Annotated in this window: 14 protein-coding genes; 13 read left to right on the forward strand and 1 reads right to left on the reverse strand. The window is 63.3% G+C overall.

Annotated features, from left to right (window positions below; all coding sequences use genetic code 11):
• Positions 1–64 precede the first annotated feature (64 nt).
• The 6 genes from ACT89O_RS09355 to ACT89O_RS09380 all read left to right on the forward strand — a co-directional run bounded on the left by ACT89O_RS09355 (position 65) and on the right by ACT89O_RS09380 (position 5,443).
• Complete coding sequence (locus ACT89O_RS09355; RefSeq protein WP_487262431.1) at positions 65–307, forward strand: TIGR04438 family Trp-rich protein; 243 nt, start codon at positions 65–67, stop codon at positions 305–307.
• Between the two features lie 48 nt (positions 308–355).
• A complete protein-coding gene (gmd, locus tag ACT89O_RS09360) occupies positions 356–1,432 on the forward strand; it encodes a GDP-mannose 4,6-dehydratase (RefSeq protein ID WP_487262432.1) in 1,077 nt (358 codons plus the stop codon).
• Positions 1,433–1,481: 49 nt separating this feature from the next.
• Positions 1,482–2,603 (forward strand): glycosyltransferase family 4 protein, encoded by a 1,122-nt coding sequence (locus ACT89O_RS09365; RefSeq protein ID WP_487262433.1) that lies wholly within the window; start codon positions 1,482–1,484, stop codon positions 2,601–2,603.
• Positions 2,604–2,670: 67 nt separating this feature from the next.
• Complete coding sequence (locus ACT89O_RS09370) at positions 2,671–3,444, forward strand: ABC transporter permease (RefSeq protein ID WP_487262434.1); 774 nt, start codon at positions 2,671–2,673, stop codon at positions 3,442–3,444.
• 26 nt (positions 3,445–3,470) lie between these two features.
• Complete coding sequence (locus ACT89O_RS09375) at positions 3,471–4,235, forward strand: ABC transporter ATP-binding protein (protein WP_121506936.1); 765 nt, start codon at positions 3,471–3,473, stop codon at positions 4,233–4,235.
• On the forward strand, positions 4,232–5,443 hold the full coding sequence (locus tag ACT89O_RS09380; protein ID WP_487262435.1) for a YncE family protein: 1,212 nt from the start codon (positions 4,232–4,234) through the stop codon (positions 5,441–5,443). The genes ACT89O_RS09375 and ACT89O_RS09380 overlap by 4 nt, the downstream gene beginning before the upstream one ends.
• A gap of 104 nt (positions 5,444–5,547) precedes the next feature.
• Here ACT89O_RS09380 and ilvD read toward each other — a convergent pair whose 3' ends face one another.
• Positions 5,548–7,254: a dihydroxy-acid dehydratase gene (gene ilvD, locus ACT89O_RS09385; RefSeq protein WP_121419613.1), complete on the reverse strand. Its 1,707-nt coding sequence runs from the start codon at positions 7,252–7,254 to the stop codon at positions 5,548–5,550.
• 121 nt (positions 7,255–7,375) lie between these two features.
• Here ilvD and ACT89O_RS09390 point away from each other — a divergent pair, with 121 nt between their 5' ends.
• The 7 genes from ACT89O_RS09390 (at position 7,376) to ACT89O_RS09420 (ending at position 15,434) form a co-directional block, all read left to right on the forward strand.
• Entirely contained in the window at positions 7,376–8,302 is a 927-nt protein-coding gene (locus ACT89O_RS09390) for a LysR family transcriptional regulator (protein WP_487262436.1), read from the forward strand.
• A gap of 24 nt (positions 8,303–8,326) precedes the next feature.
• Complete coding sequence (gene lgt, locus ACT89O_RS09395; RefSeq protein ID WP_218299405.1) at positions 8,327–9,154, forward strand: prolipoprotein diacylglyceryl transferase; 828 nt, start codon at positions 8,327–8,329, stop codon at positions 9,152–9,154.
• Positions 9,155–9,521: 367 nt separating this feature from the next.
• Positions 9,522–10,190 (forward strand): GntR family transcriptional regulator, encoded by a 669-nt coding sequence (locus ACT89O_RS09400; protein WP_487256438.1) that lies wholly within the window; start codon positions 9,522–9,524, stop codon positions 10,188–10,190.
• Positions 10,187–11,710 carry a malonyl-CoA decarboxylase gene (locus ACT89O_RS09405; protein WP_436130894.1) on the forward strand — a complete coding sequence of 508 codons (1,524 nt, stop codon included), beginning with the start codon at positions 10,187–10,189 and terminating at the stop codon, positions 11,708–11,710. Before ACT89O_RS09400 ends, ACT89O_RS09405 begins: the two co-directional genes overlap by 4 nt.
• Positions 11,711–11,883: 173 nt before the next feature.
• Complete coding sequence (locus tag ACT89O_RS09410) at positions 11,884–12,885, forward strand: Bug family tripartite tricarboxylate transporter substrate binding protein (RefSeq protein WP_055401430.1); 1,002 nt, start codon at positions 11,884–11,886, stop codon at positions 12,883–12,885.
• Positions 12,886–13,026: 141 nt separating this feature from the next.
• Positions 13,027–13,830, forward strand: a complete 804-nt coding sequence (locus tag ACT89O_RS09415; protein WP_487262437.1) for an enoyl-CoA hydratase/isomerase family protein — start codon at positions 13,027–13,029, stop codon at positions 13,828–13,830.
• 50 nt (positions 13,831–13,880) lie between these two features.
• On the forward strand, positions 13,881–15,434 hold the full coding sequence (locus ACT89O_RS09420) for a malonate--CoA ligase (RefSeq protein WP_121419619.1): 1,554 nt from the start codon (positions 13,881–13,883) through the stop codon (positions 15,432–15,434).
• The last annotated feature ends 9 nt before the right edge of the window (positions 15,435–15,443 follow it).

Raw genomic sequence — 15,443 nt, forward strand, 5'->3', positions numbered from 1 at the left:
GCTTGGGTTGACAGGGATTTGTCCGAGGTCAACCGGGCGGTTTCGGCCTTTTCTGGAGATCGCGATGTACCTGCTGGGTCTTTCACTGTTGCTTCTGGCATTGAAGTATTTCGAGGTTGGACCCGTGGCCGCCTGGTCCTGGTGGTGGGTGCTGGCGCCCTTTGGTGCCACGGTCTTATGGTGGGCCTGGGCTGATTCCACGGGATATACGAAACGTAAAGCCATGGAAAAGATGGAGCAGCGCAAGCAGGATCGGATCAACAAGAACAAGGAAGCCCTGGGCATGCGCCCGCGCAAGCCTCGTTGACTTCAAGACTCTGCAGCCGCCGGTCTTCGCTCCGATCCTGGGGCGGGTATGGCAAGGTTGTGTTACAGAAAAGAGCCCATCATCGCTGCACGTGGCAAGACGGCCATCATTACGGGTGTCACCGGGCAGGATGGCGCCTATCTGGCAGCGTTTCTGCTGAACAAGGGTTACCAGGTCATAGGCACCCATCGACGCACCAGCAGTGTGAATACCTGGCGCCTTCAGGAGCTGGGCGTGATGGGCCATCCCCATTTGCTGCTGGTTGATTTTGATCTGACCGACCCCGGCTCTGCCATTGCACTTCTGCAAAAATTCCGTCCGGACGAGTTGTACAACCTGGCGGCACAGAGCTTTGTGGGAGCGAGTTTTGACGCTCCGACCACTACGGCGCTGGTTAACGGCCAGGGGGCATTGAATCTGCTGGAAGCTGTCCGGCTGGTGGACCCCCATATACGCTACTACCAGGCCAGTTCCTCAGAGATGTTCGGTGGGGTGGGTCAAACGCCGCAGTGCGAGTCCACCCCCTTTTGTCCGCGCAGCCCTTATGCGGTGTCCAAGCTGTTTGCCCACTGGATGACCATCAACTACCGGGAAGCTTATGGCATGTATGCCGTCAGCGGCATTCTGTTCAACCATGAAAGCCCCCTTCGGGGCAGTGAATTTGTGACACGCAAGATATCGAATGCGGTGGCCCGCATGGCCCATGGCGAAAGGGGTGTGCTCGAATTGGGCAACCTGGATGCGCGTCGCGACTGGGGTTTTGCGGCCGAGTACGTCGAAGGCATGTGGCAGATGATGCAGGCAGACAGGCCTGGTACCTACGTGCTGGCAACCGGCCGCCAGCAGACCGTGCGCGACTTTGTGCGTATGGCGTTCTCGATTACTGGCATATCCCTGGAGTTTGCGGGTGCCGCTGCTTCGGAAGTGGCCGTGGATGTGGGGACGGGGCGCGTTGTGGCGAGCGTGGATCCCAGTTTCTTTCGCCCAGCAGAGGTGGATATCCTGGTGGGCGACGCCTCCCGGGCCCGGGCCGAACTGGGTTGGGAGGCGCGCACCTCCGTAGAGCAGGTCTGTCGAATGATGGTGGAAGCAGACTTGCGGCGCACTTATCCCGGGGCCCGATGATGGTGAACCACTACTGTGCGCCCTGCTGGCTGCTGTGTGAGGTGGCCCGATGAGGGTAGCTTTTGGCGTCAGCGTGCTGGCACGTACTGTCCAGCAGGGTGGTGTGGATGGCATTGGTACCTACACCCGGGAGCTGATGGCTGCCATGCCGCCGTCAGCGCAACTGCAGCCGTATCTGTTCGATGCTCCGGCGAGCCTCTGGCAGGGCGCGACACCTGCGATGTCCTTTGGACCTTTTGCGCGGCAGGCCCTGGCCGCCACGCTGCCGGGGGTGGACTTTGGCAGGGTGCGCCGCGCGCTCTGCGCGGGGATTGATGTCATCCATGCCACCGACCATCTGGTCCCGCGCTTGCGTGGAACGCCGGTGGTGGCGACGATTTTTGATGCGATCCCGCTTTCTCACCCCGAGTGGGTCCGATACCGGTTCAAGGGCCTGAAAAACGAATTGTGGCGGCGTACTGCGTTCTGGGCGCAGCAGGTCATCACGATTTCCAATTACTCCCGCCAGGAGATCGCTACGCACTTCCGCCTGCCCGAAGAGCGGATCACTGCCATTCCTCTGGGTGTAGGTCCGCAGTGGTTTGCTCCGGTCGATGAGTCCGTGGAAAAAGCCGTGCGGGATCGGCATGGATTGCCAGACCTCTATTTTGTGAGCGTCGGTACCCTGCAGCCGCGCAAGAACATCAGCCGCCTGCTTTTGGCCCACGCCAGCCTGCCCGAGCCTCTGCAGCGGGAGTTTCCGTTGGTGGTGGTCGGCAAACCGGGCTGGGGGTGCGAAGACGTTGTCGCCCAATTCACCGGGGGCGCGCTCAAACATGTCCGCTGGCTGCAGCACTTGCCGGATGCCGATCTTCAGGTGGTTATCAAGCGTGCAACGGCCTTGGTGTTCCCGTCGCTCCACGAGGGATTCGGACTGCCGGTTCTGGAAGCCTTTGCGGCGGGGGTGCCGGTGGTGGCGTCCAACACGACCTCCATCCCGGAGGTTGCGGGGGATGCGGCCTTGCTGATTGATCCTCTGCGCATCGACGAACTTGCGGATGCGATGCGCCGAGTTGCCGAGAACTCAGAACTGGCGGGCCAGCTGGTTGCGCGCGGGCGTGATCGCGTGCGCGCTTTCACCTGGCAAGCGTGCGCAGAAAAAACCCTGCGCGTCTACGAGTCGATGGCTTGATATTGCTGTGATGGCTCATTCAACCGCCAATCCCCCCGTGTCTGCGCGTCAGAGGCAAGTTCAATTGTTGGGGCTTGACATCTGGAGCGCCATGGTGGCGTGGCGCTTCTGGTGTTTTATGGGCTGGAACGATGTCGCCAAGCAGTATCGGCGGACCTTTCTGGGGCCTGTCTGGATTACGCTGCACACGGCCATTTTCATCGTTGCATTTGGCTTGATCGGCGCCCAACTGTTCAAGTACCCGGCCGAGTGGTACCTGCCGTATTTTTGTGCCGGGCATGTGCTGTTCGGGTACTTCAGTGCGCTGATCAATGAGGGCTGCTTGACCTATATCGGCTCGGACGCGTTTTTGAAGCAGACGCCTTACCCCAAGATGGCGTTTGTGTTCCGCACCGTGTTTCGATGCTCCATCCTGATGCTGCACAGCGCGGTCATTGTGTTGGCCGTGTTGTGGTGGGCGGGGCGGCTGGGGGCTGTGCAGTGGGGGGCGCTGCTTGGCGCCACCGCCCTGACTTTGCTGGCTGCCAGTTTTGTGGTTGCCATTCTGGGGGGGCTTGCGGCCCGCTTCCGCGACGTGACGGTGGCCCTGGGCAGCCTGATGCAGGTCAGTTTTTTTGTGACCCCCGTGCTCTGGGTGCCTGACCAGCTGACCGAACGTGCACAGTGGGTGGTACGCCTGAATCCATTGGCGCTTTTCCTGGACCTGACGCGCAGCCCCTTGATGGGAGAGATCCCCAGCCTGCAGACCTGGGGTGCCGCAGTGGGGGTGGTCTTGCTGTTGGGTTTGATTTTCTTTTGGCAGTACGTCGCGATTCGGCGGCGGATTGTTTACTGGCTGTAGGCGCCGCCACCCTTCGGTATCCCAAGATGGCCCATATCCAGTTGTCCAACGTATCCATCGACTTTCCCGTGTTCACTACGCGGTCACGGGGCCTGCTCAATACGGTGCTGGGGCTTCCTATGCGTGACAAGGCCCGTGTGGAGGCCAGCGGTTTGCGGCAGGTCAGCGTGCATGCGTTGCGTGATGTGAGCCTGTTGCTGCGTCCGGGGGATCGGGTCGGCCTGATTGGTTCGAACGGCGCTGGCAAAACCACGCTGCTTCGCGTGCTCTCGGGCGTCTATGAGCCCATGCAAGGCGAGCTGTCCTTCAGTGGCCGGATTGCAGCGCTCACAGACATCATGCTGGGCATGGATGTCGATGCCACTGGGTACGACAACATCATCATGCGAGGCATCGTGATGGGTCTGACGCGCAAGCAGGCGATGGGCCTCATACCCTCGGTAGAGGCATTCACACAGCTGGGCGAGCATCTTCAGTTGCCGGTCAGGACGTACTCACAGGGCATGCTGCTGCGCCTGGCGTTTGCCGTTTCCACGAGCGTGGTTCCCGATATTCTGCTCATGGACGAGATGATTGGTGCTGGTGATGCGAAGTTTTTCAGCCAGGCCAAGGAGCGCATCAACGGGCTGATCGAGCAGGTCTCCATTCTGGTGCTGGCATCCCATAACGAGGTCATTCTCAAGAGCTTTTGCAACAGAGCGTTGGTCCTTAAAGATGGATGCGTGGTGATGGATGGCAGTGTGGACGATGCCTTGGCGTTTCACAACATCCAGCAAGGAGTTTCGCCATGAGACTGGCATGCATCGGCCCCGCAGAGGTGTTGGACGCCATTGCATCCATGGGGCGAACCGAAGATGTGAGCTGGTCGCCCGACGGACGCCGTGTGGCGCTTGCTGCCATCACCCTCGACAGGGTGCTGGTCGTGGGGATGGACTGCCAGTTTGAAAACGGGCAGAAGGTGCTCTACCTGACGGATGCCGTGGAGGTTGCGTCCACCAGCCTCCAGCGCCCCCATGGCCTGTGCTGGATCAGCAACAGCATCATCGCGGTCGCCAGCCGGGAGGGCAATGTATCGCTGTTCGACATTCCACGGGCGGATGGTCTGACCGCGTTGCACACGTTGGAGCCCCTGTCCGTGATCGGCAAGCAGGAAACGGAACTCCTGAGCACCCCAGGAAGCCTGTGCGCACGGGATCTGGGCGCGGGCTTGCACGAGCTGTGGGTGTGCAACGGCTTTTCCCATTACGTGACCCATCACCTGCTGAACGCGGCTGCCGGTTTTTCCCATCTGGATGCGCAGCTTCTCATGCAGCACGGGCTGGAGGTTCCGGATGGTGTGGCGCTGGACCCCAATGCTGAATGGGTGGCGGTCAGCAACCACGACCGCCACATTGTCGCGCTCTACCGCAACGATGAGTTTCTTGCGCCTGGCAACGCGCCAGCGGCACAACTGCGTGGCGTCAGCTACCCCCATGGGCTGTGTTTCCTGGCGGGCGGGCGCATTCTGCTGGTGGCGGATGCTGGCGCCCCCCATGTGGCCGTGTTTCACCGAGATCCTTCCGGGTGGTGCAGTCTGGCCGAGCCGGATGCCGTGTTCCGCGTGCTGGAGGACGCTGTGTTTGAGCGGGGGCACCACAACCCGCGCGAGGGCGGCCCCAAGGGCATCGATGTGCACGAGCCCTGGGGCCTGATGGTGACCACCTGTGCAGAGCAGCCTCTGGCCTTTTTCGACATCCGCGACATCGCGGCGGGTGTGGAAGCCTCGGCGCCAGAAGATGCGGTGAACCCAGGCTCGCCCAGTGCCTCACCTGCAGACCGTACACGGGTGACCGTACTTCGGCTGGTGCGGGATGTAGCGGCCCGTGAGGCTGCCGTGACGGCGGCCGTGCGAAAGGAAGTGGGATTGATGCGCGCGAGCTGGTCCTGGCGTGTGACAGCACCATTGAGAGCTTTGGCGGGCGGCTGGATCCGGTGGCGGTCGAGGCGGCGCGGGTTTTAAGACGCAAGTCACGCGGGGGCACACAACGCGGATGCCATGGTCTTGGCAGCAAAAAAAAGCCCGCCGGGAGCGGCGGGCTTTTGCTTTTTTGAAAGCGCTGGACGTCAATACGCGTCGAGCACCGCACCCTTGCTGGCGCTCGATGCATTGAACGCGAACTTGGCCTGCACCCCGCGCGTATAGCGCGGTGCGGGTGCCGTCCAGGCAGCGCGGCGCTTGGCGATCTCTTCTTCGCTCACGTTCAGCTCCAGCAGCAGTTGGCGTGCGTCGATGGTGATGCTGTCGCCTTCGTTCACGAAGGCGATGGTGCCACCGGCTGCCGCTTCGGGCGCCACGTGGCCGACCACCATGCCCCAGGTGCCGCCCGAGAAGCGGCCGTCGGTGATCAGGCCCACGCTTTCACCCAGGCCAGCACCAATCAGCGCGCCAGTGGGGGCCAGCATTTCGGGCATGCCGGGGCCGCCCTTGGGGCCCAGATAGCGCAGCACCATCACGTCCCCCGCCTTGATCTTGCCGGCCAGGATGGCTTCCAGCGCCGATTGTTCGTCGTCAAACACGCGGGCCGGTCCGGTGATCACGGGGTTCTTCAGGCCCGTGATCTTGGCCACAGCGCCCTCGGGGCTGAGGTTGCCTTTGAGGATGGCCAGGTGGCCTTGGGCGTACATCGGGTTGCTGATGGGGCGGATCACGTCCTGGTCGGCGCGCGGCTCGTCTGGCACATCCTTGAGCACTTCGGCAATTGTCTTGCCTTCGATGGTGATGCAGTCGCCATGCAGCAGGCCTGCGTTCAGCAAGATCTTCATGACCTGCGGGATGCCGCCTGCGCGGTGCAGGTCCACGGCCAGGTATTTGCCGCTGGGCTTGAGGTCGCACAGCACGGGGGTCTTCACGCGCACGCGTTCGAAGTCGTCAATGGTCCATTCCACGCCCGCTGCGTGGGCAATGGCCAGGAAGTGCAGCACCGCGTTGGTGGAGCCACCCGTGGCCATGATGACGGCCACAGCGTTCTCGATGGACTTCTTGGTCACGATGTCGCGCGGCTTCAGGTCCATCTTGATGGCCTCGATCAGCACCTTGGCCGATTCCTTGGCCGAGTTCATCTTTTCGTCGTGCGGGTTGGCCATGGTGGACGAGTAGGGCAGGCTGATGCCCAGGGCCTCAAACGCGCTGGACATGGTGTTGGCGGTGTACATGCCGCCGCACGAGCCCGTGCCGGGGATAGCGCGCTTCTCGATCTCCTTCAGGTCAAAGTCGCTCATCTTGCCGGCGGCGTTCTCGCCCACGGCCTCGAACACGCTCACGATGTTCAGGTCCTTGCCCTGGTAGTGGCCGGGCAGGATGGTGCCGCCATAGACATAGATGGCGGGCACATTGGCGCGCAGCATGCCCATCAGGCCGCCCGGCATGTTCTTGTCGCAGCCGCCTACCACCAGCACGCCGTCCATCCACTGACCGCCCACGCAGGTCTCGATGCAGTCGCTGATGACTTCGCGGCTCACCAGGCTGTATTTCATGCCTTCGGTGCCCATGGCCATGCCGTCGCTGATGGTGGGGGTGCCGAATACCTGGGCGTTGCCACCGGCTTCCTCGATACCTGCGATGGCCGCGTCTGCCAGCTTCTGTAGGCCGCTGTTGCAGGGCGTGATGGTGCTGTGGCCGTTGGCCACGCCCACCATGGGTTTCACGAAGTCGCCTTCCTCGTAGCCCATGGCGTAGTACATGGAGCGGTTGGGTGCGCGCGACTTGCCCTGGGTGATGTTGGCGCTGCGGCGGTTGATGGGCTGGATCGGGATGACTTTGTTGTCTGCCATGGTGTGTTTTCCTTCGTGGAGCGAATCTTGTGAGTGGAGAAACTTTTCGCAGCCGCGAGTATGCGGCGATTGGTGGGCGCCATCCAATCCATTTGTACAGGGCGATTAATATGTACAGCATATGAAAGAGCCATTCATTGATATGCGTTTGTGGCGGCAGTTTGCCGCAGTGGCTGAGGAGCTGCACTTTGGCCGCGCGGCGCAGCGCCTGCACATGACACAACCGCCGCTCACGCAGGCCATCGCCGGGCTGGAGCGCACGCTGGGCCTTCAACTGTTCGACCGCACCAAACGCAGCGTGCAGCTCACTCCAGCCGGGGCTGCCCTGTTGCCGCAGGTGCTGGATTTGCTCGACCGCGCCCAGGCGCTCCCTGCACAGGCGCGCGCGGCGGCAGCGGGCGAGGTGGGGCGGCTGCGTCTGGCGTTTGTCTCGACCGTGGGTTTTGGGATGCTGCCGCAGTGGGTGCGAGTCTTCCGGGCCCAGTGGCCCGGGGTGCGGCTTGAATTGATCGAGGCGACGGGCGACGTGCAACTTCAGGCGCTGGAGCGGGGGGAGATTGATGCCGGGCTGCTTTTGCACACGCCCGGCCAGGCGCCACCTGCCCTGCGAAGCCTGTGTGTGGCGCAAGAGCCGCTGGTGCTTGCGCTGCCTGAGCATCACCCGCTGGCGCGCACGCCCACCGTCCGGTTCTCTGACCTGCTGCGGGAGCCTCTGGTGATTTTCCCCCGCCCGATCCTGCCATCGCTGTACGACGCGATCGTGGCGCTGTACCACGCAGCGGGGCAGGTGCCGCAGGTGGCCCAGGAGGCCATCCAGATGCAGACCATCGTCAACCTGGTGTCGGCCGACCTGGGGCTGGCCTGGGTGCCTGCCAGCGTGCAGCAGTTTCAGCGGCCGGGCGTTGTCTACCGGCAGCTGGGCGGCAAGTCTCCCCTGGCGCCCGTGTGCGAAACCAGCCTGGTCTGGGGCGCCACTGTGCCGCCCGCACTGGCCCGGTGGATCGACTTTGTGGCCCATGAGGTGCAGGCCAGCGCCCTGAAAGGGTAGTGCTGCGCGTGCACAATCGCCCCCATGCTGACTTATCCCCACATCGACCCTGTCGCCCTGCAGATCGGCCCGCTGGCCATCCACTGGTACGGCCTGACCTATCTTGCGGCTTTTGGCCTGTTCATGCTGCTGGGCATCCGGCGCCTGCGGCACGAACCGTTTGCCTCCATCACCGGCCCTGGCGCATGGTCGCGCAAGGACGTGGAAGACATCCTGTTCCTGGGGGTGGCGGGTGTGGTGGTGGGGGGGCGCCTGGGGTATTGCCTGTTCTACAAACCTGCGTATTACCTGAGTCACCCCCTGGAAATCTTTGCCGTGTGGCAAGGGGGTATGGCCTTTCACGGTGGCTTGTTGGGCGTGATCGTGGCCATGTTGTGGTTCGCACATTCGCGCAAGCGCCCCTGGCTGCAGGTGGCCGACTTTGTGGCGCCCTGCGTGCCCACGGGTTTGGCCGCAGGGCGGGTGGGAAATTTCATCAACGGCGAACTGTGGGGCCGTTTTGCCAGCCCGGACCTGCCGTGGGGCATGGTGTTTGCACACAGCGGTTCCCTGCAGCCACGCCATCCGTCGCAGGTTTACCAGTTCCTCTTGGAGGGCTTGCTGCTGTTCATCCTGCTGTGGCTGTATGCGCGCAAAGAACGTCGCCAGGGCCAGGTGGCCGCCGCATTCCTGGTGGGTTATGGCACCTTCCGCTTTATTGCCGAATACTTCCGCGAGCCCGATGCGTTCCTCGGCATCCTGTCCTTGGGTATGAGCATGGGCCAGTGGCTGTGCGTGCCGATGATTGCAGCGGGCGTCCTGCTGTGGGTCTGGGCGCAGCGCCAGCCCGTGGTAAGGCAAAAAATCAAGTAAAAATGGCCTCTAGCGCTTAACTGGTAAGCGCTGGATGCTATGAAAATGGTAGCTATTGCCGTTGCAAGGTAAGTGCTCTGCCGGTGGGTAGGCGGGGCGATGTGTTGACCCGCCTCCGCCGCGCTTCCCATGCGGCTTTTTACCGAAATGAAACGGCCCTCGTGTTGCATCTCTGCACCATGGGTGCACCGTTTGTCGCCCCATCAGCACATTTCAGGGTTTTCCTCTTGTGATTTTGCGTAATTATGAGAAATTACGAGCTATTCAGAGTGATGTTGACGTTTGGCAGCATTTGAAGCCGCGTTGGCAGCAATAGATGCAGGCGTATTGCCTGCGCACCCTGACACCCTGGAGTTTTCCCCGCACCATGCGCCCGGTTCCCAACTCACTGCACGACGAAGCCGCCTCGCGCCTGCGCGAGCAAATCTTCGCGGGCGCCTTGCCACCCGGGAGTTTTCTGGACGAAGCGGCCTTGTGTGAGCGGCTCGCTATTTCGCGCACGCCGCTGCGCGAGGCGCTCAAAGTGCTGGTGGCGGAGGGCTTGCTGCGCCACGAGCCACGCCGGGGATGTTTTGTGGCCGAGATCACCGAACGCGACCTGGATGACCTTTTTCCGGTGATCGCACTGCTTGAAGGCCGCGCAGCGCATGAGGCCACGCGCAAGGCGGTGGCGGCGGATGTTGCGGCGCTTGAGGTGTTGCACCAGCGGCTGCAGCAATTTGCGTCCGAAGGCCTGATCGCCGACTACTACGAAGCCAACTACGCCATTCACGAGGCCTTCATCACACTGGCGGACAACCGCTGGCTGGCCCAGGTGATTGGCGATCTGCGAAAGATCCTGCGCCTGGCGCGAGCGCAAACATTGCATGTGCCGGGCCGCCTGCAGCAAAGCCTGGCCGAGCACCTGGCGGTGTTCGCCGCGCTCAAGGCGCGCGACTGCGACGCCGCCGAAGAGGCCATGCGCAACCATCTGTTGCGCCAGCGCGATGCGCTGCGCGACGTAGCCCGCAACCAGCAATCGAGGCTCACCCCATGATCAACAGCACCCCCGAATGGATCACCCGCAGCGTGTCGCGCCTGCGCACGACAGCGCCCGCCGCAGACAAGCCCGCTGACAAGACCGGCGAGAAGGCAAGCGAGAAGGCGGCCGACAAACCGGTCCGCGCCGGGCTCGACAAATCGGTGACCGATGTGGTGGCCAAGGTCGCCGTACCGCGTTCCACCAACGAGCGGCTGCAGGCCACGCTGCGGCGCGGGCAGGAGGCTCTGTCGCCCCGCGCGCTGCGCCGCCTGCTGGCCGACCTGCAGGAGGTGGTGGCCCCGCAGGTGAGCGAGATCGAAGGCGGCCGCCGCGCCCAGGCCGTGGCCGAGTGGTATGCCAAGGCCGAGCCCGAAGAGCGCCGCGACATGTGGCTGCTGATGTGCGAGCAGTTCGCCCCCGACGCCACGCGCTTCAAATCGGCCCGCCAGCGCTACGAAGCGGCGGCTGGCACGGCCGAAGAAGGCCAGGCCGAGATCAGCCTGCGCCGCGCACTGGTGTCGCCGCGCACGCGGCTGCTGCAGCGTTTTTCTGCGTTCCCTGAAGGCATGCGGTTCTTGCTGGACATGCGTGCCGAGCTGCTGCCCCTGCTCAAGTCCGACAAGCGCCTGTTGGCGCTGGATGCCGAACTGGAGCACCTGTTCTCGACCTGGTTTGACGTGGCTTTTCTGGAGCTACGCCGCCTGTCGTGGGACTCGCCCGCCTCGCTGATCGAAAAGCTCATCAAGTACGAGGCCGTGCACGACATCCGCAGCTGGGCCGATCTGAAAAACCGGCTCGACAGCGACCGCCGCTGCTACGGCTTCTTTCATCCGCGTTTGCCCAACGAGCCGCTGATCTTTGTGGAGGTGGCGCTGGTGGACAAAATCTCGTCCAGCATCACGCCTTTGCTCGACGAAGCGGCGGCACCCGCTGACATCGGGCGGGCCACCACGGCGATTTTCTATTCGATCAGCAACACCCAGACCGGGCTGCGCGGCGTGAGCTTTGGCGATTCACTCATCAAGCATGTGGTGGAGACCCTCACGGCCGAATTTCCCCGGTTGCGCACCTTTGCCACGTTGTCGCCGATTCCGGGTTTCCGCGCTTGGCTGGGCAAGCATGCCGGTGCGATGCTGGAGCGCCTGGATGACAAGCGCCGCACCGAGCTGGGCCGGGCCGTGGGCTTTGAACCCCCGCAGGCCACCCATCTGCTGGCTGCGCTCGACAAGGCCACCGACCTCGATGCCCGATCGCCCGTGCGCCAGATGCTGATGGAGTGCGCCGCACGCTACCTGGCCCGTGAGCTGCAGGACGGAAAGCCAGTGGACCCGGTGGCCCGCTTCCACCTGGGCAACGGAGCGCGGGTGGAACGCCTGAACTGGGCGGGAGACCCGTCCAGCAAAGGACTGAAACAATCGTACGGGCTGATGGTGAATTACCTGTACGACCTCAAGCGCATCGACAAGCACCGCAGCTTGCTCGCGCAAGGCAAGGTGCCGGTGTCGGGGGACATCGACAGCCTGTGCCGTGACTGACCGCAGGCCCCGGTGCCGCGCAATGCCATCATCGTCATCATCGGCGCAGACAATGGCCGATGGACCCCCTCAGAGGGGAGCCAGCCGATGGTGGCAGGTGCCTGGCACGGTTTTGAACGGTGGGGCACCGTAGGCCTGCTTTCCTTTTTTACAACGACGACAGGAGACAAGGAATGAAAGACATGCGAATTCAGCGCCGTGAGGTGTTGCTGGGGGCTGCTGCCACAGGTTTGGGGCTGGCCACGGGCACGGTGCCTGCATGGGCCCAGGCATCGGCCTGGCCCACCAAGCCGGTGAACCTGGTGGTGCCGTTCCCAGCGGGCGGCGGCACCGATGCCTTTGCGCGCCCCTTGGCAGCGCAGTTCTCCAAGGCCACCGGCAAGACGCTGGTGATCGACAACCGAGGGGGCGCGGGCGGCACCGTGGGGGCCAGCTTTGCCTCCAAGGCCGCACCAGACGGCTACACGCTCTTCATGGGGGCCGTGCACCACGCGATCGCCCCGTCGATGTACCCCAAGCTCGACTACGACCTGGAGAAGGACTTCATTCCGCTGTTCTTGCTGGCCAACGTGCCCCAGGTGGTGGTGGTCAACCCCAAGAACGTGCCGGTCAACAACTTCCAGCAGTTCATGGACTATGTGAAGCGCAACCCCGCCAAGCTCAATTACGGGTCTGCGGGCGCTGGCACGTCGCACCACCTGGCGGGCGAGCTGTTCAAGCAGCAGACGGGCACCTTCATCACCCACATCCCCTACCGGGGTGCCGGCCCCGCGCTGCAGGACCTGATTGGTGGGCAAGTGGACATGATGTTTGACGGGCTGGGTTCCTCGGCGTCCCACATCAAAGGTGGGCGTATCAAGGCGCTCATGGTGTCGGGCCCCAAGCGCAATGCCGCGTTCCCAGACGTACCCTGCGCCGCCGAAGTTGGCCTGCCCGACTACACCGTCACCACCTGGTACGGCCTGTGGGCACCCAAGGGCACCCCCGCCGATGTGCAGGCGCGCATCGTGGACGAGGTGCGCAAGCTGGGCAGCGCCGACGAACTCAAAACGATCTGGGCCAACAACGGCGCCGAATACGGCGGCATGACCCAGCAGCAGTTTGCGGGCATGGTCAGCAGCGAGGTCAAGCGCTGGGCGGCGGTGGTGAAGGCCTCTGGCGCAAAGCTTGATTAACCCCCTGTGGCGCTTTGCGCCTTCCCCCTGAAGGGGGACGCCACCCGTGGCCCGGCAAAGCCGGTTCCACGGTGGCACACGCGATGGTGTAGCGCGGGCTTTCAGGGCTGAGTAATGTGCATAACTTGATAGGTTGCCGAGATGTCGGGTGAAGTGTTGATGGAATCGGGTGAGCGTGGAGTGGCGCACGTCACCCTGCGCCACTCCGGGCGGCTGAACGCCATGTCGCGTGGCATGTGGCGGCAGCTGCGTGTGGTGTTTGAAGACATCCAGCAGCGCAGCGATGTGCGCTGCGTGCTCATTGCGGGGGAGGGCGATGCCTTCTGTGCGGGCGGTGACATTTCGGAGTACCCCGGCTTTCGGTTTGACGCCGCTGCCTTGCGCGACTTTCATGAGAACGATGTCTGGGGTGGGCTCAACACCATGCTCCAGTGCGACGTGCCCATCGTGGCGCAGATCCGTGGCGCCTGCATGGGTGCCGGGGTGGAGATTGCCAGCTGCTGCGACATCCGCGTGGCGGGCAGTGGTGCGCGTTTTGGCGCGCCGATTGCCAAGCTCGGTTTCCCGATGGCCCCGCGCGAGGCGCAGCTGGTGGCGGGTGCTGTGGGTGACGTGACCGCACGCCAGATGCTGCTGGAGGCCGCCACCTTCAGCGCCCCTGACATGCTGGCACGCGGCTTTCTGAGCCGTGTGGTGGCCGACGACATGGTGGCCACCGAGGCCCTGGGCAGCGCACAGCGGATCGCCGCATTGGCGCCGCAGGCAGCCCGTATGAACAAACAGACATTTCGGGCATTAAAAATGCATCTGGCGCTTGATGGTAAAGCACAAGCAGCTATGAAAAATATAGTAAACGGGGCGCCTGACCCCTATGCCTACGCGGACAGCGCCGAGCACCGCGAAGGCATCACCGCGTTCCTTGAAAAACGCGCGCCGTTGTTTTGACGGGCCCCGCCCGCCTTGTTGATCCAAACCTTTAAAACCGTCCAACTGCCATGAGCCAAAACAACCTCTTCAGCGCCCTGCGCGCAGCCTTCCCGTCTGACCTGGACAGCACCGCCGTCGAGACCATGGCGGCAGACGGCACCCCGCTGTTCTACACCTGGCGCGACCTGGACCGCGCCAGCGCCCGCATCGCCAACCTGCTCGCATCGCTCAAGCTGCCCCAAGGCAGCCGCGTGGCCGTGCAGGTGGAAAAGTCCGTCGAAGCCATGGCCCTGTACCTGGCCACGCTGCGCGCGGGCTACGTGTTCCTGCCACTCAACACCGCCTACCAAAGCGCCGAGATCGAATACTTCATCGGCAACGCCGAGCCCGCGGTGGTGGTGTGCTCGCCCGGCAACTTCGGCTGGGTCAGCAAGATTGCCTTCACGCTGGGCACGCAGCATGTGTTCACCCTGGGCGACGACCGCACCGGCAGCCTGCTCGAGCGCGCCACCCACCACAGCGATGAGCACCAGGCCGTGGCCCGCAGTGCCGACGACCTGGCCGCCATCCTCTACACCAGCGGCACCACCGGCCGCAGCAAGGGCGCCATGCTCACGCACGGCAACATGCTCAGCAACGCCGTGATGCTGAAGGATTACTGGGGTTGGAAGAAGGGCGATGTGCTCATCCACGCGCTGCCCATCTTCCACGTCCACGGCCTGTTCGTCGCCATCCACGGTGCGCTCATCAACGGCAGCAAGATGATCTGGATGGCCAAGTTCGACCCCAAGGCCGTCATCGGCGCCATGCCCCGCGCCACCGTGTTCATGGGCGTGCCCACGCTGTACGTGCGCATGCTGGCAGAGCCCGGCCTGACCAAAGAGGCCGTGAAGAACATGCGCCTGTTCATTGCAGGCTCTGCACCGCTGCTCATCGAAACCTTCAAGGAATGGCAGCAACGCACCGGCCACACCATTCTGGAGCGTTACGGCATGAGCGAAACCATCATGCTCACCAGCAACCCCTACAGCGCCGACAAGCGATACAAAGGCGAGGATGAGCGCCGTGGTGGCACCGTCGGCTTCCCCCTGCCGGGCGTGAGCCTGCGCGTGCAGGGCGACGACGGCAAAGACCTGCCCGTGGGCGAGATCGGCGGCATCCAGGTCAAGGGCCCCAACGTGTTCAAGGGCTACTGGCGCATGCCCGAGAAGACGGCGGAAGAGTTCACCAAAGACGGCTACTTCAAGACCGGTGACGTGGGCAAGGTCGATGAGCGCGGCTACGTCCACATCGTAGGCCGCAGCAAAGACCTCATCATCAGCGGCGGCTACAACGTCTATCCGGCAGAGATCGAGGGCTACATCAACGACATGCCCGGCGTGGCCGAAAGCGCCCTGGTCGGCGTGCCGCACCCCGACTTTGGCGAAGTGGGCGTTGCTGTGGTCATCGCCAAGCCCGGTGCCAAACTGGATGCCGATGCCATCGTGGCCCAGCTTAAGTCGCAGCTGGCCAACTTCAAGATTCCCAAGAAGTGTTTTGTGGTGGCGGAGCTGCCGCGCAATACGATGGGGAAGGTGCAGAAGAACTTGTTGCGGGATCAGTACAAGGGGTTGTTTGCCTGAAGTTGAAAG

The sequence above is a fragment of the Acidovorax sp. NN32 genome (assembly GCF_057597245.1).